The sequence below is a fragment of the Flammeovirga yaeyamensis genome (assembly GCF_018736045.1).
Classification (GTDB): Bacteria; Bacteroidota; Bacteroidia; order Cytophagales; family Flammeovirgaceae; genus Flammeovirga; species Flammeovirga yaeyamensis.
Genome location: NZ_CP076132.1, coordinates 4,657,771 through 4,681,707, shown reverse-complemented (window position 1 = coordinate 4,681,707; position 23,937 = coordinate 4,657,771). Strand labels below are relative to the sequence as shown.

At 34.9% G+C, this 23,937-nt stretch carries 22 protein-coding genes and 8 tRNA genes; 21 read left to right on the top strand and 9 right to left on the bottom strand.

Annotated elements, in window-relative coordinates:
- Nucleotides 1-18: 18 nt before the first annotated feature.
- The 4 genes from KMW28_RS18705 to KMW28_RS18690 all read right to left on the bottom strand — a co-directional run bounded on the left by KMW28_RS18705 (nucleotide 19) and on the right by KMW28_RS18690 (nucleotide 4,865).
- Nucleotides 19-1,455, bottom strand: a complete 1,437-nt coding sequence (locus tag KMW28_RS18705) for an MFS transporter (protein WP_169666949.1) — start codon at nucleotides 1,453-1,455, stop codon at nucleotides 19-21.
- 24 nt (nucleotides 1,456-1,479) lie between these two features.
- Nucleotides 1,480-3,015 carry a glycoside hydrolase family 10 protein gene (locus KMW28_RS18700; RefSeq protein WP_169666951.1) on the bottom strand — a complete coding sequence of 512 codons (1,536 nt, stop codon included), beginning with the start codon at nucleotides 3,013-3,015 and terminating at the stop codon, nucleotides 1,480-1,482.
- Between the two features lie 51 nt (nucleotides 3,016-3,066).
- Nucleotides 3,067-3,864 (bottom strand): hypothetical protein, encoded by a 798-nt coding sequence (locus tag KMW28_RS18695; RefSeq protein ID WP_169666953.1) that lies wholly within the window; start codon nucleotides 3,862-3,864, stop codon nucleotides 3,067-3,069.
- Nucleotides 3,865-3,950: 86 nt separating this feature from the next.
- Nucleotides 3,951-4,865, bottom strand: coding sequence for a coiled-coil domain-containing protein (locus KMW28_RS18690; protein ID WP_169666955.1), 915 nt, complete (start codon nucleotides 4,863-4,865; stop codon nucleotides 3,951-3,953).
- Between the two features lie 527 nt (nucleotides 4,866-5,392).
- Between KMW28_RS18690 and KMW28_RS18685 the strand changes: the two genes are divergently transcribed.
- Nucleotides 5,393-6,037 (top strand): glucosaminidase domain-containing protein, encoded by a 645-nt coding sequence (locus KMW28_RS18685; protein ID WP_169666957.1) that lies wholly within the window; start codon nucleotides 5,393-5,395, stop codon nucleotides 6,035-6,037.
- A 148-nt stretch (nucleotides 6,038-6,185) separates the two neighbouring features.
- On the opposite strand, the gene KMW28_RS18680 is transcribed toward KMW28_RS18685, so the two are convergent.
- Nucleotides 6,186-6,518 carry a hypothetical protein gene (locus KMW28_RS18680; RefSeq protein WP_169666959.1) on the bottom strand — a complete coding sequence of 111 codons (333 nt, stop codon included), beginning with the start codon at nucleotides 6,516-6,518 and terminating at the stop codon, nucleotides 6,186-6,188.
- 590 nt (nucleotides 6,519-7,108) lie between these two features.
- On the opposite strand from KMW28_RS18680, the gene KMW28_RS18675 reads away from it, so the two are divergent.
- Together KMW28_RS18675 and rsgA are read left to right on the top strand one after the other, a co-directional pair.
- On the top strand, nucleotides 7,109-7,273 hold the full coding sequence (locus tag KMW28_RS18675) for a DUF5522 domain-containing protein (protein WP_169666961.1): 165 nt from the start codon (nucleotides 7,109-7,111) through the stop codon (nucleotides 7,271-7,273).
- Between the two features lie 271 nt (nucleotides 7,274-7,544).
- Complete coding sequence (gene rsgA, locus KMW28_RS18670) at nucleotides 7,545-8,609, top strand: ribosome small subunit-dependent GTPase A (protein WP_169666963.1); 1,065 nt, start codon at nucleotides 7,545-7,547, stop codon at nucleotides 8,607-8,609.
- A 182-nt stretch (nucleotides 8,610-8,791) separates the two neighbouring features.
- On the opposite strand, the gene KMW28_RS18665 is transcribed toward rsgA, so the two are convergent.
- The 3 genes from KMW28_RS18665 to KMW28_RS18655 all read right to left on the bottom strand — a co-directional run bounded on the left by KMW28_RS18665 (nucleotide 8,792) and on the right by KMW28_RS18655 (nucleotide 11,397).
- Entirely contained in the window at nucleotides 8,792-9,958 is a 1,167-nt protein-coding gene (locus tag KMW28_RS18665; protein ID WP_169666965.1) for an AIR synthase related protein, read from the bottom strand.
- A gap of 131 nt (nucleotides 9,959-10,089) precedes the next feature.
- Entirely contained in the window at nucleotides 10,090-10,485 is a 396-nt protein-coding gene (locus tag KMW28_RS18660; RefSeq protein WP_066212002.1) for a c-type cytochrome, read from the bottom strand.
- 147 nt (nucleotides 10,486-10,632) lie between these two features.
- Nucleotides 10,633-11,397, bottom strand: a complete 765-nt coding sequence (locus tag KMW28_RS18655; protein WP_169666967.1) for a TIGR02757 family protein — start codon at nucleotides 11,395-11,397, stop codon at nucleotides 10,633-10,635.
- A 140-nt stretch (nucleotides 11,398-11,537) separates the two neighbouring features.
- Here KMW28_RS18655 and KMW28_RS18650 point away from each other — a divergent pair.
- From KMW28_RS18650 to KMW28_RS18565, 18 genes are all read left to right on the top strand, one after another.
- A tRNA-Glu gene (locus tag KMW28_RS18650) sits at nucleotides 11,538-11,609 on the top strand.
- 33 nt (nucleotides 11,610-11,642) lie between these two features.
- Nucleotides 11,643-11,714, top strand: a tRNA-Glu gene (locus KMW28_RS18645).
- 33 nt (nucleotides 11,715-11,747) lie between these two features.
- Nucleotides 11,748-11,819: transfer RNA gene (locus KMW28_RS18640), tRNA-Glu, on the top strand.
- A gap of 33 nt (nucleotides 11,820-11,852) precedes the next feature.
- Nucleotides 11,853-11,924: transfer RNA gene (locus tag KMW28_RS18635), tRNA-Glu, on the top strand.
- 33 nt (nucleotides 11,925-11,957) lie between these two features.
- Nucleotides 11,958-12,029 (top strand) — tRNA-Glu (locus tag KMW28_RS18630).
- Between the two features lie 33 nt (nucleotides 12,030-12,062).
- A tRNA-Glu gene (locus KMW28_RS18625) sits at nucleotides 12,063-12,134 on the top strand.
- Nucleotides 12,135-12,167: 33 nt separating this feature from the next.
- Nucleotides 12,168-12,239: transfer RNA gene (locus KMW28_RS18620), tRNA-Glu, on the top strand.
- A gap of 33 nt (nucleotides 12,240-12,272) precedes the next feature.
- Nucleotides 12,273-12,344, top strand: a tRNA-Glu gene (locus tag KMW28_RS18615).
- A 149-nt stretch (nucleotides 12,345-12,493) separates the two neighbouring features.
- On the top strand, nucleotides 12,494-13,093 hold the full coding sequence (locus KMW28_RS18610) for an outer membrane beta-barrel protein (RefSeq protein ID WP_169666738.1): 600 nt from the start codon (nucleotides 12,494-12,496) through the stop codon (nucleotides 13,091-13,093).
- 116 nt (nucleotides 13,094-13,209) lie between these two features.
- Nucleotides 13,210-16,122 carry a VIT domain-containing protein gene (locus KMW28_RS18605; protein ID WP_169666741.1) on the top strand — a complete coding sequence of 971 codons (2,913 nt, stop codon included), beginning with the start codon at nucleotides 13,210-13,212 and terminating at the stop codon, nucleotides 16,120-16,122.
- A 115-nt stretch (nucleotides 16,123-16,237) separates the two neighbouring features.
- Nucleotides 16,238-16,621: a hypothetical protein gene (locus KMW28_RS18600; protein ID WP_066212010.1), complete on the top strand. Its 384-nt coding sequence runs from the start codon at nucleotides 16,238-16,240 to the stop codon at nucleotides 16,619-16,621.
- 172 nt (nucleotides 16,622-16,793) lie between these two features.
- On the top strand, nucleotides 16,794-18,554 hold the full coding sequence (locus tag KMW28_RS18595; RefSeq protein ID WP_169666744.1) for a serine hydrolase domain-containing protein: 1,761 nt from the start codon (nucleotides 16,794-16,796) through the stop codon (nucleotides 18,552-18,554).
- On the top strand, nucleotides 18,517-19,569 hold the full coding sequence (locus tag KMW28_RS18590; RefSeq protein ID WP_169666747.1) for a sensor histidine kinase: 1,053 nt from the start codon (nucleotides 18,517-18,519) through the stop codon (nucleotides 19,567-19,569). The genes KMW28_RS18595 and KMW28_RS18590 overlap by 38 nt, the downstream gene beginning before the upstream one ends.
- Before the next feature lie 2 nt (nucleotides 19,570-19,571).
- Complete coding sequence (locus KMW28_RS18585) at nucleotides 19,572-20,270, top strand: LytR/AlgR family response regulator transcription factor (RefSeq protein WP_169666750.1); 699 nt, start codon at nucleotides 19,572-19,574, stop codon at nucleotides 20,268-20,270.
- 16 nt (nucleotides 20,271-20,286) lie between these two features.
- Nucleotides 20,287-20,676, top strand: coding sequence for an SMU1112c/YaeR family gloxylase I-like metalloprotein (gene gloA2, locus KMW28_RS18580; RefSeq protein WP_169666753.1), 390 nt, complete (start codon nucleotides 20,287-20,289; stop codon nucleotides 20,674-20,676).
- 195 nt (nucleotides 20,677-20,871) lie between these two features.
- Nucleotides 20,872-21,420 carry an RNA polymerase sigma factor gene (locus tag KMW28_RS18575; RefSeq protein WP_169666756.1) on the top strand — a complete coding sequence of 183 codons (549 nt, stop codon included), beginning with the start codon at nucleotides 20,872-20,874 and terminating at the stop codon, nucleotides 21,418-21,420.
- A gap of 60 nt (nucleotides 21,421-21,480) precedes the next feature.
- Nucleotides 21,481-21,786 carry a hypothetical protein gene (locus tag KMW28_RS18570; RefSeq protein ID WP_066212016.1) on the top strand — a complete coding sequence of 102 codons (306 nt, stop codon included), beginning with the start codon at nucleotides 21,481-21,483 and terminating at the stop codon, nucleotides 21,784-21,786.
- 29 nt (nucleotides 21,787-21,815) lie between these two features.
- Complete coding sequence (locus KMW28_RS18565) at nucleotides 21,816-22,436, top strand: ferric reductase-like transmembrane domain-containing protein (protein WP_169666759.1); 621 nt, start codon at nucleotides 21,816-21,818, stop codon at nucleotides 22,434-22,436.
- Nucleotides 22,437-22,607: 171 nt separating this feature from the next.
- Here KMW28_RS18565 and KMW28_RS18560 read toward each other — a convergent pair whose 3' ends face one another.
- The gene (locus KMW28_RS18560; protein WP_169666762.1) at nucleotides 22,608-23,777 is read right to left on the bottom strand and encodes an iron-containing alcohol dehydrogenase; all 1,170 of its coding nucleotides are present in this window, start codon (nucleotides 23,775-23,777) and stop codon (nucleotides 22,608-22,610) included.
- Between the last annotated feature and the right edge of the window lie 160 nt (nucleotides 23,778-23,937).

The following is a 23,937-nucleotide window of genomic DNA, read 5'->3' as shown; positions in this document are numbered from 1 at the left end:
CCCTCTATGTATAAAATTTTATTCTTCCTTCTTAATCCCAAACTCGGGATCAATCTTTAATCTTAAGGCCCAAAGCAATCCAGGAATACCCGATAAAACAACAATCAAGAAGAAATCGGTGTAACCAAAGTACTTCTGTATAAAGCCGCTTACCATACCGGAAAGCATCATTCCTAAAGCCATGAAGCCCGTGCAAATGGCATAATGAGAAGTCTTATGTTCTCCTTTGGATACATAGACCATGTACATCATTAATGCTGTAAAACCGAACCCATAAAAGAATTGTTCTATAGCGATAACGCTTCCAATAGCAATCTGACTTTCGGGTTGATATGATGATAATAGCCAATAGCCGATATTCGGTAGGTTGATAGAAAGCACCATTGGAATCAACCAAAATTTAAGTCCTTTGGCATAAATAGCAATACCGCCTAAGATTCCTCCTCCAATGAGACAACCTAACCCAATTGTTCCATAAAGAAAACCTAGAGTGTCATTGTCCAGTCCAATTCCACCTTGTGCAATATCGTCTAATAAAAACGGAGAGGCGATTTTTACCAATTGTCCTTCTCCCAAACGGAATAAAAGAATAAAGCCAATGAGCTGTACTAAGTCTTTTTTATTGAAGAAATTTCGAAGGGCAGATTCTTCGTTTGATGTACTTTCTTGAGTTCCTTTTTTAAACTTGAATATCAAAATGCCTAAGCCGATAATACCTAAAAGAATATAAGTAAGCGTGGTGTTTTCCGGTTGCACATATTCATTGATACCCCATCCAAAGATGGCAATCGAAATTAGAATAACCATCATTAAAACTCCTTCAGTCACCCCTTCTTTTTTCGCGTCATCAGAACGTTGTTGTTCTGCATCGGGTAAGATAAAACGATGGTACAAAGCAAATCCAACCATGATGATACCTAAACCAAAGAAAATGATACTCCAAGCTGTTTTATAGTTATCATAATATTCGAATAACTCACCACTGATCATCACAATTCCTCCTTGTCCAGCCCACATAGCCAAACGATAAAAGATACTTCTGATTCCTACAAATAAAGATTGTTCTTCTTCTTTTAAGGCAATCATGTAAAAACCATCGGTTGCGATATCGTTAGTGGCAGAAGTAAATGCTACAATCCAAAAGGCGGCCAATGAATACTGAAAAAACTGATCTACAGGCAGAGTGAAAGCAACACAGGCAAATGCACCTCCAATAAGGGTTTGGGTAATAAACATCCACCACTTTTTAGTTTTTAAAGCATCGACTACCGGACTCCAGAAAGGTTTAATCACCCAAGGTAGGTATAGCCAAGAAGTATATAGTGCTATATCTTCGTTTGGAATGCCTAAGTTTTTATACATAATTACCGCTACGGTCATCACCATGGTATAAGGAAGACCTTCGATAAAGTAGATACTTGGAATCCAAAACAAAGGGTTTTTCGTTTTATTCATTTTAGTGTTGTTATCCGGTTGATGTTAATGTACGACCTTGATTTTTTTACTCAAAAATCCTCCCGCTTTTACAGTGATAGCATTGCTTCGGTTACTCTCAATTTTGTTATTGCTTAATGCCGTGATGATATAAGTATATTGTTTTCCTTTTTCTAATTGATCATCAATAAATACTTGTTCTTTATAAGGTGATCTGTTGATGATTTTATGAATAAACTGACCATCTAAAACACCAAATCCAAAATCTTCATATCTATAAATTAAATATTTCTTTGCGTTGGTATCAAAGTTAATATCCTCCCAAGTAATCTTAAGTCCAGCATCGAGTTGTCCCTCAGTACTTGATATTCTCACTTTGGAAGGTGGAGTTTGATCCATTTTATTGCTCGAAGGAGGTAAGGTAAAGTAAGGGTAGCTTCTCTGTAAAGTCTGCACTATATTTTTAGGGTTACTAAATAAGAATTTAGCACTAAAGAAAGCACTTCCTTGTACATTTTTATATTTCTTATTGATATCTAATTGAGCAGCAATTTCATCGTTGGCTTCCCATTTTTCCACTTTATAGAGTGCGTGGCCTATATATAATTGTGTTCCAAAGGAGTTTTTATCCCACCATTTGACCACTTCTTCATAAGGAGCAGCACCTAACTTTCTATGCCAATATACTTGAGGAATGACATAGTCTAACCAACCTTTTTTCATCCATTTTACCACATCGGCATAGAGGTCGTCGTAATTGGTAATTCCCGCTCTTGTTTTTGAACCATTGGGGTCAACATCATTATTTCTCCAAACGCCAAAAGGACTAATCCCAAATTGGACATCGGGACGTTCTTGTTTTATTCGTGAAGATAAATTCTCTACGAAGTAATCTACATTATCTCTCCTCCAATCTTCGATTTTATCAAATTGCTTTGGATTATTCTCAGTAAAAGTAGTGGAGTCAGGAAAAACTTCACCTTGTACTTTGTAAGGGTAGAAATAATCATCGAAATGCACGGCATCTAAATCGTAATGTCTCACCACTTCCATAATCGCATCCAACACATATTCTCTAGCATCAGGATGTCCTGGGTTGTACATATATTTATTGCCATATTTTACAAACCAATCTCTATGCTGATAAAAAGGATGTTCTTGCGATAAGGCAGTGGTATCGGAATTCATTGTTGCTCGATAAGGATTAAACCAAGCATGAAAATCTAAATTTCTTTGGTGGGCTTCTTCAATCATAAATTGAAGAGGATTGAAATAGGGGTTAGGGGCAACTCCTTGTTTACCTGTCATGTACTTACTCCAAGGTTCAAACCCAGAAGGATAAAAAGTGTCTGCCACAGGGCGAACTTGTACAATGACTGTATTTAAACCTGTAGATTTTATTTTATCGAGATAGCGAACATAATCGGCTTTAAGGTCGTTCGGGCTCATCGAATTATTGGCAGGGAAATCAATATTATTTACCGTAGCGATCCAAACCGCTCTTAATTCTCTTTTCTGAGCAAAGCTGGAAAAGCAAAAAATTAGGCTAAAAATGAATGTAAAGAAATAACCACTTTTCATGAGGCTAATATTTAGTTTAAAAAGTTATTTGTTAATTGATACCCAATTGAATTATGAGTTGAGATGATGCATATGATATTCAATCAAACCCTCAGAAGGGGAAGCCACTATTTCGGGTTTCTGTAATTGATTTTCATGAAAGGCATCTTCTATATATGATTTGAAGTGATACGCAATACTTCCTGTAATACTAATACGTTCTTTCTTAGATCGAACAAAAGGCAAGACATAATAGTCAACAAACATCATCATTTGTTGCTTTAACATCGAACTTAGTGCAGGGTCAAGTTCAACTGATTTAATAATAAAAGGAGCAAAAGAAGCACAAAATGCATTCGGGCGTTCTTCCTTATATAATCGACTTAGAATGTAATCTGTACTATAATCAAATTCTTCTATGAAAGAGTCGATGGTCGTAATGTTTAATTTATTCGTTAGTAATAGCTTTAAAAAAGCCAGTCCTATCGTCGCTCCACTTCCAAAATCACTCAATAAATAACCAAGAGAAATGGGGCGGTTCGCTATTTTTTTTCCGGTATAATACCCTGAGTTTGCACCTGTACCTAAAATACAAGCTATACCTCTATAATTTAGAAGTAAGCCTCTTGCTGCTCCGAAAAGGTCATCTTCAACGAAAATATTTTTTGAGTAAAATACTTTTTCTAGCGCCGATTGAATAGTTGATTTGTTTTCCTCACTTCCTAAGCCAGCACCGTAGAAGAAGATCTCGAGATCAGCATTTTTTATATAAGGGGCAATTTGTTCTTCATCATTAATAAATGAAGACAGCAAATCTTGTTCAGACCAAAAAAATGGATTGTAACCAGGTGAGGTTAGTTTAAAAATCACCTTTTTTTCAGATGGATTGATTAATGTCCAATCTGTTTTTGTTGAGCCGCTATCTGCAATTAGATGTAAAATACTCTTCGATTAGTTTAAGTAACTTCGTCTTTCCTTTGTGATCGACTAAATAATATAAAATCATTATCTGATTTTTGTAATGCGAACACTACAAAAATAATCAAGGCAATGACCAAAACAATACTTGTCACAGAAATCAGCTTATAAAGGTCGGTATTTGCCTGTGTTTGTAACTCTTTTTCTTTGTATTGTAGTTGTTGCTGTTGAAGTTCCTTCTGCTGAGCCAACTGTAATTGAAGATCTTTATCGTTTGCTTGTAAAGTAGCGGTATTTAAATTGGCACGAGTTGTCGCTAATTCTTGCATTAAATTAGAGTACAACATTTTTTGATTACGTAAGGCCTCCTGTGCAGCTATTTCAGACTGTTCCGCTAATTTTTGATCTTTTAAAGCAGCAAGATGTTTAGCTTGTATTCTTTCTAACTGAGCTTGTACATCTTTTAATTGATTTTGAGTCTGCTTGAGTAATTCATTTTGTTCTTTGGAACGTTGACTCATTTCTTGTATTACTCGATTGTTCTCATCGATATTTCTTTGCATTCTATATTTGTCGTCTTTTAACTCAGAAATACGAGATTCCAACGATCGTATCGATCCTTGTTTCATGTCAAGTGTTTGATCATGAGTAGTTAATTCCGCTTCTTTTAAGTTGAGCTTTTTCTCAAGTCTTAAAACATCATCTTTAAGATCTAGAATCCGATCATTTTGATGTTTGATCTTTGATAGGTATGCACTTCCTTCTGCTTCAATCTGTGCATTTCTTTTTTCCAGTTCATTAATACGCATTCGTTGTTGCTTACTTCCATCGCTTCCATTAAAAACGGCATAAGTTATCACTGTACCACAAAGTACAATTCCAGCGATACCCATTCTGATCCAGCTTTTCTGTTGTAATAGTTCCTTTTTAAAATCTGAAGAGTGATTTCTCATTTATTTATAAAAGTCAATTTAAAGTTTAGGGCACTAAGAGAATAGTATAGAGTATAAGATATTTATATACAAATTATTGATTTTCTGATCATTTCAAAAGAATTTCATCTGAAAAACAGATTGTTGAACACTTTTAGGTCTGGAATGTTAATGTGATAGTGGAGTTATATGTACACTTAATGTGATGAATTTTGTGTCATTCTAGAGAAAACTTACGTGTTATTTTAAATAAAAGTTAATTAGGTTAAATTTTTTAAGAATATTTCATCATCATAAAGTGCTATGCTATCTCGGTTTTTTCTTAAAAAACGTGGTCGTTTATAGTGTTATGTTAGAATAGTACAATTAATAACTAGAATAGTTAAAATTAAGGTGATGAAAATTATAACTTGAAAATTTTTTTATTACATACGTGTGCTATATATTTGCAGTCAACATTTTGAAAAACACAAAATCAATCTGTAACTCGCTGATAATCAGCACAAGCGTCAGACGGACACTTGATATTTTCACGAAATAAACTTTTAATGAAAAAGTTTTTACTCATTTTTTCCATTATAGCATTACCTTTTGGAAACCTGGACTTAGCCTTCGCTTCTTCTAATAATTCAATTGTAAGTGTAAAAGATACGGATCAAATTAAAAGAGAGAACTACATACGTTTGTTGTATAAGTCTTTCGACCCGATCTGTAGAAAATATGGAATTAATACTAAAGTAGCTATCTCACAGGCAATAGCTGAGCAAGGTTGGGAATTAAGAAAGGACTTCAGAATTTTCAATATTGCATCAACTAACCCTACTAAAAGTAAACTCGTTTATGATAACGGCGAACAAAGATACCGTAGATATAGAGTTTACTCTTCTTTAGAACAGGCTGTTGAGGACTACTGTAAAGTGCTAACTAGTTATCATACTTATAGGAATAATGGTTTATTCGATACATTCAATGCAAATGAGCAAATTCAAGCCATTGCGAATGCAGGTTATGCTACCAATCCTAAGTATTTACAATTAGTATCGTCGGTAATGGACAACTTTGTAGCTCCAGTAGTTGACGAAATGCGTGAAGAAGAAGCTATTGCAAGAAGATCTGAGGAACTTCAACAAGTAGCATCAGTTAGTAGTGTAGAAGCACAACACATTAGATTCTGTATGCCATCGGGCTACTAGAATCAACCTTATTTCTTGGCTTTTAAAGGCAATGCCTTTTATATAGGAAGACCCCGTTTTTGGACGGGGTCTTTTTCATTATAAAGGTTTAATAAAAATCAAAAATTGATGTATCCAGAAAAAATCGATACTAAAAAAAGGGAATGCATCATTTAATCATCTGACGTATTTCCCCATCCATTCGTCTATAGCCACTACGACCTAAGTCGAGTACTACATCTCCTTGAGCCATTAATTCCTCCCAAATACTCATGCGAAGAATATCATAGAACTGCTCTTCGTCTTCTTTGTCAGCAAATTTATACAACTCTTTTAATCCCCTTCTTTGGATTTCGTTGTCGACCAGAATGTCTTTCATTCTTTGAATCAGCTGAGCACAGACGCCAAGTTCGAATTCTGAGTTCGCTCTAATGTTGACATTGAACTCATAATCGTTTCCTAGTGCAGATGCAGTCACTTTTGGTTTTACAAAATGCTTCATGAGGCCCTGTTTATGTAGTTTTTAGATTTTTTTCGAGAACGGTAAACGGTAATGAGACGGGTGTCCTCGAAGATGAAGATAAAGGACTTATACTTTCGTTTGTCCCTTTTGCAATGACTACCATAGCATTCTGATTTGTATGCTTGGTGAACGATGTTTAGATAATCTTTCTTTCTCCAATGTCGACATCGCTTGGACATCGCATTGAAAGCGTGGTCTGTGATTTCAATAAACATATGAGAAGGATGTAATAACGCACAATCTCCCGTCTAGAGGTATGCACGTTGAATCAAATAAAAAAATACTTTGATGTGCGGTGCACGGTAGCAATTGATCAAAGTTTTGTTCTGTTTTTTGGTGATGTTTTGATCGTTTGCTTAATCATAAGTTAGAGTTATTATTTGATAAATCAAAATTTAATTTTGTTGCAAATGTTTTGTTTGAAATTAAAATTCGATTTTATTCAAAACAACAGAATTATATTAACAAAAAGTTCATTTCAAAAATATGGTATTTCCAATCTTTTCTGTTATATTGAAAGTCCGTGCCTATGAAATGTCTTTTTTGGTGAAGAACATTTTTTTTGAAATATGAGCAGCGAGAAATTAAAAGAAGGAGAAGATTATTATATCGAAAATGGCTTGTATGTTTTTACAAAAGCGTATCATATAAAAAGAGGATATTGCTGTAAAAACCAATGTAAACACTGCCCTTGGGGATTCAAGAAGAACAAGAAAAGAATCTCAATTATTTAATAAACATCAATAAATAAACACTTCATTTTGAGAAAGTTGCATTCGTTCAACTTAACTCTCATCTTTGTGGCTTATGACACATACATTACCTATAGTGCATCCTATCTCGGCGTAGACCGACAGGTGCAATTTCCATTTTAAATCACCTTTGTTATTAGGTACTAAAAAAGTACCTGTCGGTTTGTTGTATCCCTACTTTCCGGTACATCTTTCAGTAAGATGATCCGTCGAGAGTATATCAAAAAATCATTCATTTTAAACAAAGAAGAAATTGGAAAAGAAAATTTCTAATGCCTCATTAGGCTTCCAAAAAAATATTTTAAATAAATTTCAAGGATTTGATGAAAACGATTTCGCAAGAGTCATTGAGGAACATAAAGAACGTTATGTAGTCCAAAATGAACAAGGATCATTTTCAGCAGAAATTACTGGTCAACTCCGATTTACGGCTTCGGATCGATCCGATTTCCCCGTGGTAGGCGACTGGGTAAGAATTCAAATTTTTGATGAAGACAAGGCGTTGATTCACGAAGTAGCCCACCGAGAGCGTGCCCTTAAGCGTCAAGCAGTAGGTAGAGATGCAGAGGTGCAATACATCGCCTCGAATATCGATACTGCTTTTATTGTCGAAGCTGTCAATCGTGATTTTAACCTCAACCGTATGGAACGTTACATGACGCTCTGTTATGATGCTGGTATACATCCGGTATTTATTTTGAACAAAGTGGACTTGATTTCTGAAAATAAACTAGAGGAAATGAAGTTTGAGATCGAAAACCGATTATTTGATATTGACTTGATATGTACATCAGCTACTTCTTATGAAGGAATGAGTTTGATGAAAGTAACCATAGAAGAAGCCAAGACCTATTGTTTTCTAGGTTCTTCGGGTGTAGGTAAATCAAGCCTTATCAATGCATTATTTGATGATCAATTTCTAGTGACAGGAGCAATAGGAGAGGGGACAGATAGAGGTAAACATACGACCACCTCACGATCGCTTCATGTTTTGCCTTCTGGAGGTATTCTGATTGATAACCCCGGAACAAGAGAAGTTGGGATGGTATCAGATAATGATGGTTTGAGCACCACTTATTCTTATATCGAGGAATTAGCCGATCAATGTCGTTTCTCCGATTGTACACATACTCACGAGAGAGGTTGTGCAGTGATCGAAGCAGTCAATAACGATGAAATTCCTGAAGAAGCGTATCAGAACTATTTGAGATTAGGTCGAGAACAAGCCCATTTTGAATCGACAGTTGCTGAACGTCGTAAGAAAGGGAAGGATTTGGCTCGGATGGTGAAAGATGTCAAACGATTGAAGAATAGATAAGTCGAAAGTTACTCTTTTAATGTATTAAAGAGTTTGTTTCAAAAAAGAAAAAGTTCAACTCGGTTTTTGAGAATCAAACGATTTTCATAAAACATGAGTTGAACTTTCTTTGTTAACGAGGAGGTGAAACCCCTCGAAAGATATCTAGGAGACTAAGTCTCTGTTTTTATCAGCTAATTTGATTAGTACGAGAACTTACCAAATTCTGAGTGTATATCAAGTGATTTTCCACCTTCTTTTGCTTCTACACGACCAATAATTTGTGCATCCACATTGAAAGATTTAGAAATATCAATAATTGTCTGAGCATGTTTAGGATCCACATAAATCTCCATACGGTGACCCATGTTGAATACTTTGTACATCTCTTTCCAATCTGTACCACTGTTTTTGTGGATCATTTCGAACAATGGAGGAACTGCAAATAAGTTGTCTTTTACCACGTGAACGTTATCCACGAAGTGAAGCACTTTAGTTTGAGCACCACCCGAACAGTGAACCATACCATGAATTTCAGGACGAAGTTCGTCCAATACTTTCTTGATGATTGGAGCGTATGTTCTTGTTGGCGATAATACTAGTTTACCTGCGTCAAGAGTTAAGTCAGCAATGGCATCAGTTAACTTTTGAGAACCAGAGTATACCAAGTCGTTTGGAACTTGAGGATCAAAACTTTCAGGATATTTTTCTGCTAAGTATTTAGCAAAAACATCATGACGAGCAGAAGTTAAACCGTTAGAACCCATACCGCCATTGTATTCAGATTCGTAGGTAGCCTGACCGTATGAAGCCAAACCTACAATAACATCACCTGCTTGGATATTACTATTATCGATCACTTCGTCTCTTCTCATACGAGTGGTTACGGTAGAATCGACAATCACAGTTCTTACTAGATCGCCTACATCGGCAGTCTCACCACCTGTAGAATGAATTTCGAATCCGTTGTCTCTTAACATCTGAAGTACTTCCTCAGTACCGTTAATCAACTCAGAGATTACTTCACCAGGAATTAAGTTTTTATTTCTACCAATTGTAGAAGAAAGTAAAGTATTACCTGTTGCACCTACACAAAGAAGGTCGTCTGTGTTCATTATGATCGCATCTTGAGCAATACCTCTCCAAACAGACATATCGCCTGTTTCTTTCCAGTATAAGTAAGCTAAAGATGATTTTGTACCAGCACCGTCGGCATGCATAATGGCACAGTACTCGTCGTCACCCGTAAGGATATCCGGAACAATTTTACAAAATGCTTTTGGAAATAATCCTTTGTCCAAACGCTTAATGGCGTTGTGGATATCTTCTTTTGAGGCAGAAACTCCTCGTTGTGCGTATCGCTCTTGCATGAGATTCGATATGATTGGAATATAAATGAAAAGTCCATGGAAATATCATTCCCCATGGACTGATGCTGCAAAATTAATTGATTTAGGTAATTATAAAATATTTATATTGTAAAATTCTTTTAATCTACTAATTATCTTTCCATTGCTACCTCATGAGCACTGATCATTGGGGCTTTATTTCCCCAAGAATTTCGAATGTAATTTAATACATCAGCTGCTTCCTGATCCGATAATGCACCCTGTTCAGGCATGTTTCCATCATAAGTGACTCCATTAATGGTAATCGGCTCTTCCAAGCCATGTAAAACTTGTCGAATCGCTTGATGTTTATTTTCTACTAAATATTTTACACCTACCAAAGGAGGAACGGTTGGTTCGACTCCTTGACCGTCTTGTAAATGACAATGCATGCAATTGACCATATACACGCCTTGTCCGCGACTAATACTTTCTTTAAGTGGATCATTATTAGTGAATGAAAGTAATGCAACTATAGGAAAGCTGAGAAGTATATATTTTAGTTTCATTTTGATAACTTGATTTTTAAGTGTGTTTTATACGTTTGTTTAACAAAGGTAGTTGTTTAAGTTGTTCAATTTGGTGATTTTTCTCAATAGATAGAGTAAGTGTTAATATATTTTCCAAAAGATTTTTTGATAAAAATTTCTATTTGATTAACTACTCGCAAATTTTTCTAAACCTAACCCGAATAACGCAAAATCGAATCGTACCGGATCATTTGGATCTAATTTTTTTAATTCATTGGTCAACTCAACAGCGGCTCTCCAATCCGATTGTTTTCTTTCCAAGAGTTTTAATTTTCTACTCACTCTTTCGACATGTACGTCAAGTGGACAGATGAGTTGGCTAGGCTGTATGGTGTCCCAAATTCCGAAATCTACTCCTTGATTATCTTTTCTTACCATCCATCTCAAAAACATATTCAAACGTTTGCAAGCAGATTTTCTAGCTGGGGTGGCAATGTGTTTCTTTGTGCGATGTGGTGCGTGTTCATCATCAAAGAAATAATTGTGGAAATTTATCAACGACTTTTCAACATTTTCGTCATTTTGTGAATAACCTATCAAAAAAGCATCCTCCAAAGAGTCAAATTGTTGATAATGTCTCTTAAAAAAAGAAATAAAATACAAAGTATCCACATCGTTAAACGTTCGATGTTTAAATGTGAGTAACTTTTCCAAATCACTTTCCTGATGATTGATGATAAAATCGTGTGGAGCACCGTCCATTAAAGTGACTAATTCCCTACATTTATTGATGATTGTTTTACGTTGACCCCATGCTAACATACTGGCCCAGAAGGCCATAATCTCAATATCTTCTTTTTTGGAGAACGAATGAGGAATACTGATTGGATCGTCTTCAATGAAATTAGGTTGATTGTATTTTTGGTAACTTGCTTCTAAAAGGTCGATCATGAATTTTTAATTTTTACTTCCTCAAAAGTAGCACACTAACATTTATTTTTTCTTAATGATTGTAATATTTCATCTTTTTTTTGAAAATCGTTTGGACTGATGGCATGACTCTATTACCTTTGCACTCGCAAAAAACAGTTGCTCCGTTCGTCTAGGGGTTAGGACGCCAGGTTTTCATCCTGGTAGCACGGGTTCGAATCCCGTACGGAGTACAAAGTCTAATTGAGACTAAAAATCAATACCCCGCTCCGTTCGTCTAGGGGTTAGGACGCCAGGTTTTCATCCTGGTAGCACGGGTTCGAATCCCGTACGGAGTACAAAGTCTGATTGAGACTGTAAATCAATACCCCGCTCCGTTCGTCTAGGGGTTAGGACGCCAGGTTTTCATCCTGGTAGCACGGGTTCGAATCCCGTACGGAGTACAAAGTCTGATTGAGACTATAAACCAATACCCCGCTCCGTTCGTCTAGGGGTTAGGACGCCAGGTTTTCATCCTGGTAGCACGGGTTCGAATCCCGTACGGAGTACAAAGTCTAATTGAGACTAAAAATCAATACCCCGCTCCGTTCGTCTAGGGGTTAGGACGCCAGGTTTTCATCCTGGTAGCACGGGTTCGAATCCCGTACGGAGTACAAAGTCTAATTGAGACTAAAAATCAATACCCCGCTCCGTTCGTCTAGGGGTTAGGACGCCAGGTTTTCATCCTGGTAGCACGGGTTCGAATCCCGTACGGAGTACAGAGTCTGATTGAGACTATAAACCAATACCCCGCTCCGTTCGTCTAGGGGTTAGGACGCCAGGTTTTCATCCTGGTAGCACGGGTTCGAATCCCGTACGGAGTACAAAGTCTGATTGAGACTATAAACCAATACCCCGCTCCGTTCGTCTAGGGGTTAGGACGCCAGGTTTTCATCCTGGTAGCACGGGTTCGAATCCCGTACGGAGTACACATCCTGTTTCAGAAATGAAACAGGATTTTTTTTGTCTATATGTTCTTAAAAATTGTCTTACCTCTGAAAAGCAATCTTTCATTTTTTGAATTAAAAAGTCTTCAAGCGAAAGGCTATTTCTTTCTCTAACTATTTAACTTAAAACCATGACAAAAAAACTAAATCTATTTATCGCATTCTTATTTTGTATTTACGGTACTTCATTTTCTCAAGATATTAAGAAAAATACTTTTTTTCTTACCTATTCAGGCTTGGGTCAGAGTGTTAAATCGTCTTTTCAGACCTTGGATGGAGGGGCTTCTTACGATGGACAAGATTTCTTTAATCTTGGACTACAATATCAAAGAAAATTATCCAGAGTAATTGATTTAGAAGCAGCTATCGAGTATTCAGAACATACCTTAGAGACTTCCTACATTTCTGGAAACGGAGAACACATCAGCTTTACTTCAAAAGAAAATATTATTGATATTCCTGTAGGTGTAAAGTTCAATATCTTAAAGTATTTCTACTTTAACACCGGTACTGTTTTTTCTTATGATTTGAACTCAGAAGAATATCGTGATAAACAGAATGGGTTTGGTGCCTACATTGGTATAGGTGCTCAGTATCACTTCAACAATGGCATTTCTATATTTGCCAATCCATATTATAAAGTAAGAGCGTTGGTAGAAATTCCTTCAGAAAATTATCATTATAAATTGGCCGAAAGAGGAGTTAAATTTGGTTTAGGGTATTCTTTTTAACGTCGTTAACATAGTATAACTCAATAGTATCTTATACTTAACATTAGTAAACATCAACGTAGGAGAGTTCAATGTTATATTGTAAAACACAATGTATCAACCTAAAAGACTCTCCTATGAAATACAAACTATTATTACTCTTCCTAACAGTTTCTTGTGTTATAAATGCCCAAGTGATCAATATTTTGAACCCAAGAAGTGATGAAGATTCTATTGCCTTAAAACAGCTATGTGTGCATGTCGAAATTCTAGATAATATAGCCACAACGACCATGGAAATGCACTTCTATAATTATGGAAATCGGATTATGGAAGGAGAACTCAATTTCCCATTAAAACAGGGAGCAACGGTGTCTGCTTTTTCTTTGGAGATTAATGGAGAATGGAGAGAAGGAGTTGTTATCAAAAAAGATAAAGCAAAGAAGGTATTTGAAGAGATTGTGAGGCAAAATGTAGACCCTGCAATTTTAGAGAAAACAGTGGGTAATAATTTTAAAACAAGACTGTATCCAATCCCACCTAAAGGATATAAGAAGTGTATTATCACTTTCGAAGAGGAACTAAGCCAATTAAATAATAAGTACAATTATCAGTTACCCTTAAGTTTTCAAAGTAAGTTAGAAGAACTTAAGGTGGATGTTGAGATCATTAATGAGAGCGTAACTAAAAATATTCTAGATCCTGATGGACTTCAGTTAGATATCAAAAGGGTAAATAAATCGGTAGTCGCCAAATTAGAAGGGAAAGATCTTTTCTTAAAGTCAAAACTATCTTTGAACTTACCAGCAGATAATGATCACAAAGAAGTATTAGCTGTTAAAGGGACAATAACGGATGATCATTTTTTCTATTTAAATACCATTCCTGAGATAAAACAAAATCCAAAGAAACAACCGTCATCTATTTTGATCTATTGGGATGTGTCCTCAGTATTTGATGATAGATCCATAGACAAGGAGTTTGATTTACTGAAGGCCTATTTCAAGTGGAATAAGAATATACAGGTGAACGTAAAAACTTTCAATTATAAAGTTAAAGATCAAAAGAAGTTTACTATTCGAGACGGGAATGTAGAAAGCTTAATCAACTATTTATCGCAATTAGAATATGATGGAGGAAGTAAAATTGATGCTTCAATCATCCAATCGGTTTCAGAAGATGAATGTTGGTTGTTTTCGAATGGGATTTCCAATTTATCGGAAGCTGAACTTATCAGTTTAGAGAAACCATTGTTTACGGTGAGCTCAAGTCAGAAAATCAATGGGAATTATTTATCAGCGGTAGCAAATCAGAATAATGGAGGGTATATCAATTTAAATCAATTGAGTTTGGATCAAGCTGTAACAAGACTTTCGACTTCTCTTGTAAGATATTTAAATGTTGAAGTACTCGAAGGAGAAGTAGAAGATGTTTACCCAAGTAAACCCATCACTTTTGATACACATTTATCTATTGCAGGTATGTTAAAATCATCTCAAGCGAAGATTAGAGTAAATGTAGGTACAGCTCAAGAAATATTGTACTCTAAAGATATAGTTCTGGAAGCAACAGATAAACAGTATGCTACAGTAGAAAGACTTTGGTGTCAGAAGCAGATTAATGAACTAAGTACTCTACCTGAAAGGAACAAAGATCGAATTACAGATTTAGCCTTGAAATATGGTTTAGTATCTGATTATACATCATTTATTGTTTTAGATAATGTAGAAGATTATGTTCGATATGAAATAGACCCTCCTGCATCTTTAAGAAAGGAATACGATCGTTTGATGGCTTTAGGAAAAGAGAAAAAAGTGAAAAACTATAAGGAAAGGTTAGATCGTGTGTATTCTGAATTTCAAAAAGATATTGAATGGTGGAATAATGTAAAGGATATGAGTGGTTATGTCCCTCCAAAGAAAGAGATCAAAAAAGTGACCAATACAGATGTTGTGGAAGAGGAAGTCGAATTAGAAGAAGTGGTCTATTATGATATGGCAGAAAGTGCTCCTGCAGAATTTGAATCTGAAAGTGATATTGATTCTTGGGGCAGAGCAGAAAGTGATTCTTGGGGTGGACAAGCAGATATGAAAAGGCAAGCACCTAAAAAGAAAAAGAAAGTTACTTCTCGACTTGTTCCTTATGATTCAGGTGCAGAATATTTAGTCCAACTAAAAGAGGTAGGTAAAAAAGAACAATGGTCAAAATACCTTCAGTTGAAAAAAGAGTATCAATTTTCTCCTTCTTTTTATTATGATGTGGCCTCATATTTCTTTGAAACTGATAGAAAAGATAAAGGGGTACAAGTGATTTCGAATCTAGCTGAGTTGGATTTAGAGAGACACGAACTGCTAAGAAATTTAGGGAGAAAGCTACAATCCTTCCATCAATTTGATGAATCTGAATACATCTTTCATAAATTGATTGAACTTCGACCATTTGAACCTCAGAACTACAGAGATTTGGCCTTAATGTATGAGGATAAGGGTGATTATCAAAAAGCCTTAGACCAACTGTATTTTATTATTGAAAACGAGTGGGATGCTGATGTCAATGCTCGTTTCGGAAATATTGAGCTTATCATCCTTCATGAAATGAATCGCTTAATTACCCTCTATAAAGATCAATTAGATATTTCGAATATCGATTCTAGGTTTATTTATTCTATGCCTTTAGACATAAGAGTGGTCATTGATTGGGACCTTTTGGATACTGATATTGATTTATGGGTGATTGACCCATTGGAAGAAAAATGTTTTTATAGTCATAAGAATACAAAAATAGGAGGTCGTATGTCTCAAGATTTTACGAGAGGTTATGGTCCAGAGGAATTTAGACTGAAATACGGTTATAATGGAGATTTTATCATTAAGGTGCATTATTTCGGGAACAATAAGCAGTCTCTATTTGGTCCTGTGAGCTTAAGGACATTGGTTTATTCTAATTATGCATCAGAAGGTGAGGACAAGCAGGAGCTTAACTTACAACTTCAAGGAGTAGGAAAACAGGTGTATGAAGTAGGTACGGTGAATTATAAATCATCAAATTAATGAGAAATACTCAACCCAATCCCATTTAATTTCGTTAACTTAAACAATGGAGAATGAATACTTCTTCAGAACTTCGTTCTCCATTTATTTTTAAAAATGTCAAATTAATTAAGCCATGAGCAAAAAAGACCCACACAATCCATTTGAGGACATCTTAAATGATTTTGTGTTTCCAAGAATGAACGACGACGCACAAAAGGAAAAAGTAAAAAATACGATCAAAAATGTATTTGATGCTGTTCAAGGTGCAATGGATGATGTAAAGCAAAAAACTGATTTTGTAGATGTCAACGTCGATGAAGTAAAAGATGAGGATGGAACAGAAAACATCCATGTCGAAATCAAAAAGAAGAAAAAAGAGAAAACAGAAACAGCATCTGATGAGGTAGCATTGTTGAAAGACCAAATCAAGATTCTGAAATCTCAACTAAAAGATAAAGATGATATCATCGAGCTTTTAAAAGACAAAGTCGAAAAGCTTAAGAAAAAGAAGAAATAACAATTGTTCGTTATCCAAATAGGGCATACTTTTTAGGAAGTGTGCTCTTTTTTTATGTTCAATCTGCGTTCATCATTAGCGTCATGCGTTCATCAAATAATGGTGTGATGTCGGAAAGGATTGTTGGATTATTGTATCATAATCATTGTGAAAATAAAAACGAAATCCAACCATGAAAAAGAAAATCAGAATCATCCTTAGAATAGTCGCACTTTTTGTAGCAGCTGAAATTGTATCATCAGGAGTAGTATTTGGACAAACTTTCAATTCTATCAAACCCGAAACTAAAAATACTATCGATAGCATTTTTAACGCAAAAATTGAAGCAAAGAAAACTGTAGGAGTAAGTATTGCTATTGTTGACAACGAAAAAGTAGTTTATTCCAATGGGTATGGCTATTCGAACAAAGAAGAAGAAATAAAAGCCAGCGATCAAAGTATTTACAGAGTCGGTTCAATAACAAAATCATTTACTGCGTTATCACTTCTAAAACTTCAAGAGGAACAGAAGTTATCTTTAGATGATCCTATTCAAAAGTATATTCCTGAACTAACAATAAAATCAGATTTTGATACAGATAACAACATTTACATCAAAGATATTCTAACACATACATCGGGACTTCCTAATGATATTCTAAATGGAATGTTTACAGAAGAATTACCAAAAAATGAATGGATAATAGATGCTTTGAATAAACAAAAGATGGCATCGCCTAGAAATTATTTTACTTCTTATTCTAATGTCGGCTACATGTTATTGGGGGAACTTATCGAAAGAGAAAGCGGCATGAATTATTCAGAATACATCAATAAAGAGATCTTTCAATCTTTAGGTATGAAAAATTCTACTGTGAATAAAAACATTCCGGTGAGTTACTTGAAGAATGAACAAATTCAAGAAAGTAGTGTCATTCCAAGTATCGGAGGGATTAATTCTAATGTTTTAGATATGAGTAAATTCATGATGATGATGATCAACAAAGGGAAGTCATCATCGGGAAAACTGATGCATAAAACGAGTATCAATGAAATGGAAAAGGAGAGATTTACTAAGACCAAACTACTTGATGATTGGGAGGGTACTGCTTATGCTTTAACTGTTCAAGAAGTAACAGTCAACAATAAAAAGAACTCAACGAAAGAAGTTAAAATGTATGGTCATGGAGGAGATACACCTTCTTTTCATGCAGACTATAAATATATTCCTGAACTAAAAGTAGGAGTGGTAGTCATGTCGAATACAGATGCAGGTTATGTGAGTGCTCGATCGGTATTACTAGATTATTTGAACACCGAAAAAGAATTGAAAGCTAAACTAAGTGTCGTAAATAGAGCACAATTTCAAGAGGCAAAAACAGAAATACCTTCTCCGAAAGAAATTTTAGGAACATATACTATCGGAACATACAAAGTTGATGTGGATAGTATTGACAGATTTCATCTAAAAATAGGAAGCTTTACTGCAGATTTTGAAAAACAAAACGACTCCCTTTTTTACTTTATCCCTCAGTTAAATCAGAAATATAGATTTGTAAAGGTAGGCAACGAGATTTTAGTAAAATCAGTAAGTGTTCATACAGGAAGAGAAGGATATGTTGGAAATAAGTTTGATAATAAGCAAATTACAGATTCTTGGAAAAACCGATTAGGTAAGTACGAAGCCATCAATGCCATCTCTTGTGGAGAAGCAAAAACTTTCAATTTTTCGACAGCCAAACTAGAACTTAAAGAAACAGATGGGGTACTTCAAGCTTTTCTTCAATCGAAAACGAATGACAGTCTGCCACAGCCATTTTTTAAAATAGTAGATGATTCTACTGCTCAAGAAGCAGGAATAGGGAGAAATACTGGAACTTATTTGATGGTGTTAGACAACGGAAACTTATATTATAATGGATTCGAATTCAAAAGAATTAAATCTGCTCTTTAATGCAAGGAGAGAGTTTTGGATAACAAATACGATAGGTTGGGTAATACTTTATGCTATCAATGTTACTTTCCAAACACAATACTTCACATGCAATTTTGAAGCAATATTTTATTCAATAGTTATCGCAGGAACAGGCTTTATGATAAGTCTGTTCTTGAGGTATTTTTATTCAAAAATTATTATTCAAAATACACCTATTCTCATCACAATATTAAAAGGTATAGCAGTGTTGATGATAATATCTTTCTTAAAGACTATTATTGATCTATGTTTTTTTATTGTTTTTGAGTTTGAAGAGTTGAATTATCTCGAAGGTGAATTTGAAGTCTTACCTTATATGTTTAGTATGTTGATGGTGCTTTCAATTTGGTCACTGATTTATTTTAACTATAAATATTTTGAGAATCAGAAAAAGATAGAAACAGATAAATTAAAACTATCTCTAGAGTTGAAGCAGTTAGAACTTTCTAATTTAAAAGATCAATTAAGTCCTCATTTCCTTTTTAATGCCATCAATAATATTCGCTCTTTGATATTGATTGATGCAGAATCAGCAAGAGAATCTTTAGTACATGTTTCTGAACTATTGAGGTACATATTAAATTATCAGAACAAAACACTAGTTCATTTGGAGGAAGAAATTGAGATTGTGAAAAGCTATATTCAACTCAATCAACTTCACTTTGGAGATAAAGTGGAGTTTATTTTAAAAGTGAACGATCGTTTATTGGATATTGAAATTCCCCCTTTGTCCATTCAATTATTATTGGAAAATGCGATAAAACATGGAGATATAAATAAAGGCAGCAGTATCGAAGTTCATGTTTTTGATAAAAATAATGAGGTATTTATTTATGTAAAAAATCAAGGATCATTAAGAGGATCTCCAGGAAATGGAATAGGTTTGAGGAATCTTGAACAAAGATTAATTTCGGAGTTGAATAATTCTGCCGACTTTAAGATTTTTGAAAAAGACCATTCTGTAACAGCACAAATAACTATTAAACCAAACTAATTATGAAAGCTATAATTGTAGAAGATTCTAACTTGGCTCGGTTAGAACTAAATCATCTTTTAAAAAAGCACAAGGAAATTGAAATTGTAGGAGAAGCAGAAACAGGAGAAGAAGCAATTCAGCTAATTGGAGAATTGAATCCAGAACTTATTTTTTTGGATATTCACCTTCCGGATATGGATGGCTTTAGAATATTGAATAGTTTAAATCAGATTCCAAATATTATATTTACGACTGCTTATGATCAATATGCTATTAAATCATTTGATTACAGTACGATTGATTATTTGTTGAAGCCAATTACTCAGCAAAGGTTAGATGTTGCATTACAGAAGTTAAATCATGATGTAGAGGAAGCCCCTCAACTAGGAATGGATAATTCAATTTTTATCAAAGATTCTGACGACTGTTATCTAGCAAAACTGAGTAAGATATCACTTTTTGAAACAGAAGGAAACTACACTAAAGTTTTTTTTGACGATAAATCTCCTTTGCTTCATAAGTCATTAAACCAAATCGAAAGTCGTCTAGATCCTTCTTTTTTCTTCAGGGTTAACCGGCAACAACTCATCAATGTTAATCAGATAAAAGATATTGATACTTGGTTCAAAGGAAAACTGAAGCTCACTCTTAGTTGTGGTAATGAAGTGGAAGTAAGTGAGCGACAAAGTGTAGCCTTCAAAAGATTGCTAAGTATTTAAAAATTAAAGAATAATAATGCTAAAATTAAAAAGACTCCATCATATCGCTATCATCTGTGATGATTACCAACGTTCTAAAAAGTTTTACACTGAAGTGATGGGTTTTGAGGTGATTCAGGAAGTCTATCGTGAAGCACGAGATTCTTGGAAACTAGATTTAGCATTTCAAGGAGAGTATTTGATAGAACTTTTCAGCTTCCCAAACACCCCTGAACGACCGTCTTACCCAGAGGCTCGAGGTTTACGACATTTATGCTTTGCAGTAGAGAATATCGAAGAAGTTATTCAACAATTAAATGACAAAGGTGTGGAAACAGGAGAAATTATGATTGATCCACATACCAACAAACGATTCGTATTTTTTGAAGATCCAGATCAATTGCCATTAGAATTATATGAATTATAATTTGGATGCGATTTGTTTTCTTAGGTTTTTTCATCAGAAAATTTCTAAATTCTACTACCTAGCCCCAAAAAATAATTTGATAAAAATCGCTTTAAACTATTCAAAAAACCACTTTCTGAAAATTATTTGAAAAAATATCACTTTTCTTAAAATATAATCTTCCCTTAATCGACTTAATAGGTAGATACAATATTTATGACAGGGAAAAAACAAAATATCGAAGACACATACCATGAGGAACAAGGCCGTTTGACGAATTACATCAAAGGGAAAATTGGTTCAATGGAAGATGCAGAAGACATCGCACAAGATGTGTTTTTGAGTTTTGTCGGAGGATTTGATGAGATCTCAGATTTGCGCAAATCAATCTCTTGGCTCTATACTGTCGCAAAAAATAAGATTGTTGATTACCGTAGAAAAAAGAAACCACTTTCTATCGAAGATCAAAAAGTAAATGATGATGATGAAGGTTTAAACCTTATGGACTTACTTCCCTCATTGGAAACTATGCCCGATGAACAGTTAATGAAAGATATGATCTGGGAAGAAATTCAATTGAGGTTAGAGGAATTGCCCAAAGAACAGAGGGAGGTCTTCGAGTGGCATGAATTAGAAGGCTACAGTTTTAAACAAATCTCTGATTTTACAGGACTCACGGTCAACACCCTTATAAGCAGAAAAAGATATGCGGTATTGTATCTAAGAGAGCAATTGGAAAGTCTCTTCAAACTGATGAAAGACTAATTGCTGAAAATTATGGTACAACAAGTCATCGATTAGATGATGAATAAAGAATAAGAAATCATGGAAAAGTTTTCAAAGAAAAAATTCATAGCGAAGAAAATAGTTTTTGGAGCAGTAGCTATCACAGCCATCACATTTATATTTATGCAATTGTGGAACTGGCTGATGCCTGTAATATTCGGGTTAACTACGATCTCTTTCCTTCAATCCTTAGGTTTATTGGCCATGTCAAAAATCTTGTTTGGAAGAGGTGGTCGACCACCATTTAAAAATAGAAGAGCCATGATGCACAGAGAGAAGTTCATGAAGGACTTTAAAATGAGATCATCAGAAGTACATCATCAAGAAGAAAATAAAGAAGATTAAACTTTCATATACCTAACAAACAAAAAAGAATGGCATTCATTAAACGAAACTACGGCTGGATTATCGTGACAATCCTTACTGCATTACCTCTTATCGTTTTAACGAAAATGATACAAGTGGATTGGAGCGATGGCTTTACTCTATCGCTAGTAGAAAGCATGGGTAAAGGAGATCGAACCACATTGGATATGTTGTATCACGTTACTGGTGAATTTGCTATCCGATGGTTAACTGCTGTTTTAACATGTACTCCGTTCTTTATCTTGTTTGGGGTAAATAATCTTTTTGTACGTCAAGCAATGGGTATTGCTGCTGCCGTTTGGAGTATCCTTCACTTTATCATTTTTATATGGATGGAAGGATTTATGGAAACCTTTACTCAAGTAAATTATGTAGCTGGTTTCATTGCTGTATTAACATTAATTCCACTGTTGTTAACATCGAATAGAAAATCGATGAAACGTTTAAAAAAGAAGTGGAAGAAACTTCAGAAGTATGCCTATGTAGCTGTTATCTTAAGTTTACTACATGTGGCTCTTTTGGAAAAAACATGGATAATTTATGCTGTGGTAGTAGGGATTGGATTTATCATCAGAATCCCTGATGTAAAAGAACACATCATAGCATTCAGATTGAAAAGAAAAAAATGAACTTCATAGAAACTATACTAACATTGGTAGTTTTAGACGAAAAGACGTTTTTATAAAAAGAACAACTATCAAAAGTTGTTTACAGAATCCAGAAAAAAGGGATTAGAATAAAAAGTAAGAGCTTGCGATAATACTATCACAAGCTCTTTTTTATAGATGAAGATTCGAGCACTAAAGACTCATTTCTACAATTTCTTCTACTTTTTCTAAGGTCACATCACCTCTTTCTCCAAGACCCATCCACTTTCTTTCTTCAAAGCGTGAAGTAATGGTTTTGGCAACTTCAGAGTAATCTTCAGTATAATCAGAGATCTTAGTTTTGATGCCCATAGAATGGAAGAACTCAACAGTTCTTTCTATCGTTTTCTGTGCTTTTTCTTCTAAGCTTCCCTCTGTAATTCCCCAAACTCTTTCGCCGTACTGTGCCAACTTCTCTTTTTTATTGTTGAACATCACTCGGTATAAGTTAGGGCCAATAATCGCCAAAGTACGTGCATGGTCTATTTCAAACAATGCCGTTAACTCGTGACCAATCATGTGAGTAGCCCAATCGGTAGGCACACCTTGTTGAATCAAACCATTCAACGCCATAGTACAGCAGAACATAAAGTTACCTGCTACCGTACTGTCCGATGGATTGTGAATCACTTTAGGTCCAATTTCTACTAAAGTTTGAAGAATACCTTCAGCAAAACGATCCTGTAATGGAGCATCAGCAGGGTAAGTAAGGTATTGTTCTAACACGTGTGTGAAAGCATCTGTAATACCATTCACAATTTGACGCTCAGGAAGTGAAGCAACAACTCTAGGATCTAAAACAGAGAATTTAGGGAAACACAATGGACCTCCAAAAGCTAATTTTTCTTTTGATGATTCTCTAGTAACTACAGAACCAGAGTTCATTTCAGATCCAGTGGCTGGTAATGTAAGCACTGTACCAAAAGGAATCGCCTCTGTCACTACTTTACCCAAACGCTTTGTGATAATGTCCCAAGGGTCACCATCCGTATATGGAGTAGCTACACATAAAAACTTACAAGCATCGATAACAGATCCACCACCAACAGCTAAAATAAAGTCTACATTTTCTTTTAATGCCACTTCTCTAGCCTTCATAATTGTTTCGTAGCGAGGGTTAGGCTCAATACCACCAAAGTCAACGACGTTGTAGTCTTTTAATGCAGCAGTAACGGTTTCGTGTACACCATTTTTCTTAATGCTACCTCCACCAAATACTAATAAAATATTCTTAACACCTGCAGGAATGTGCTTGTGTACGTTTTCTAATTGATTTTCTCCAAATACCAAACGTGTTGGGTTCCACAATTCAAAGTTTTTCATGTGATCGGTTATGTATGATTTAAATAATAAGTCGAACGGATGTGATGCGTATTCTTAATTAGAATAAAGATCAACACATATTACTAAAATGACTAATATTTTGTTTTAAAATTTGATGGATTTACTACTTCATTTGACTGAATTCTATAAATTCGCACTA

Excerpts from the sequence above, each read along its gene's own strand:
- KMW28_RS18560 (WP_169666762.1), bottom strand. The coding sequence starts at position 23,777 with ATGAAAAACTTTGAATTGTGGAACCCAACACGTTTGGTATTTGGAGAA.
- KMW28_RS18570 (WP_066212016.1), top strand. The coding sequence starts at position 21,481 with ATGGAAAAGTTTTCAAAGAAAAAATTCATAGCGAAGAAAATAGTTTTT.
- KMW28_RS18660 (WP_066212002.1), bottom strand. The coding sequence starts at position 10,485 with ATGAAACTAAAATATATACTTCTCAGCTTTCCTATAGTTGCATTACTT.
- gloA2 (WP_169666753.1), top strand. The coding sequence starts at position 20,287 with ATGCTAAAATTAAAAAGACTCCATCATATCGCTATCATCTGTGATGAT.
- KMW28_RS18600 (WP_066212010.1), top strand. The coding sequence starts at position 16,238 with ATGAGCAAAAAAGACCCACACAATCCATTTGAGGACATCTTAAATGAT.
- KMW28_RS18610 (WP_169666738.1), top strand. The coding sequence starts at position 12,494 with ATGACAAAAAAACTAAATCTATTTATCGCATTCTTATTTTGTATTTAC.
- KMW28_RS18675 (WP_169666961.1), top strand. The coding sequence starts at position 7,109 with ATGAGCAGCGAGAAATTAAAAGAAGGAGAAGATTATTATATCGAAAAT.
- KMW28_RS18575 (WP_169666756.1), top strand. The coding sequence starts at position 20,872 with ATGACAGGGAAAAAACAAAATATCGAAGACACATACCATGAGGAACAA.
- KMW28_RS18655 (WP_169666967.1), bottom strand. The coding sequence starts at position 11,397 with ATGATCGACCTTTTAGAAGCAAGTTACCAAAAATACAATCAACCTAAT.
- KMW28_RS18590 (WP_169666747.1), top strand. The coding sequence starts at position 18,517 with ATGGATTCGAATTCAAAAGAATTAAATCTGCTCTTTAATGCAAGGAGA.
- KMW28_RS18585 (WP_169666750.1), top strand. The coding sequence starts at position 19,572 with ATGAAAGCTATAATTGTAGAAGATTCTAACTTGGCTCGGTTAGAACTA.
- KMW28_RS18595 (WP_169666744.1), top strand. The coding sequence starts at position 16,794 with ATGAAAAAGAAAATCAGAATCATCCTTAGAATAGTCGCACTTTTTGTA.
- KMW28_RS18665 (WP_169666965.1), bottom strand. The coding sequence starts at position 9,958 with ATGCAAGAGCGATACGCACAACGAGGAGTTTCTGCCTCAAAAGAAGAT.
- KMW28_RS18705 (WP_169666949.1), bottom strand. The coding sequence starts at position 1,455 with ATGAATAAAACGAAAAACCCTTTGTTTTGGATTCCAAGTATCTACTTT.
- KMW28_RS18685 (WP_169666957.1), top strand. The coding sequence starts at position 5,393 with ATGAAAAAGTTTTTACTCATTTTTTCCATTATAGCATTACCTTTTGGA.
- KMW28_RS18565 (WP_169666759.1), top strand. The coding sequence starts at position 21,816 with ATGGCATTCATTAAACGAAACTACGGCTGGATTATCGTGACAATCCTT.
- KMW28_RS18605 (WP_169666741.1), top strand. The coding sequence starts at position 13,210 with ATGAAATACAAACTATTATTACTCTTCCTAACAGTTTCTTGTGTTATA.
- KMW28_RS18700 (WP_169666951.1), bottom strand. The coding sequence starts at position 3,015 with ATGAAAAGTGGTTATTTCTTTACATTCATTTTTAGCCTAATTTTTTGC.
- KMW28_RS18680 (WP_169666959.1), bottom strand. The coding sequence starts at position 6,518 with ATGAAGCATTTTGTAAAACCAAAAGTGACTGCATCTGCACTAGGAAAC.
- KMW28_RS18690 (WP_169666955.1), bottom strand. The coding sequence starts at position 4,865 with ATGAGAAATCACTCTTCAGATTTTAAAAAGGAACTATTACAACAGAAA.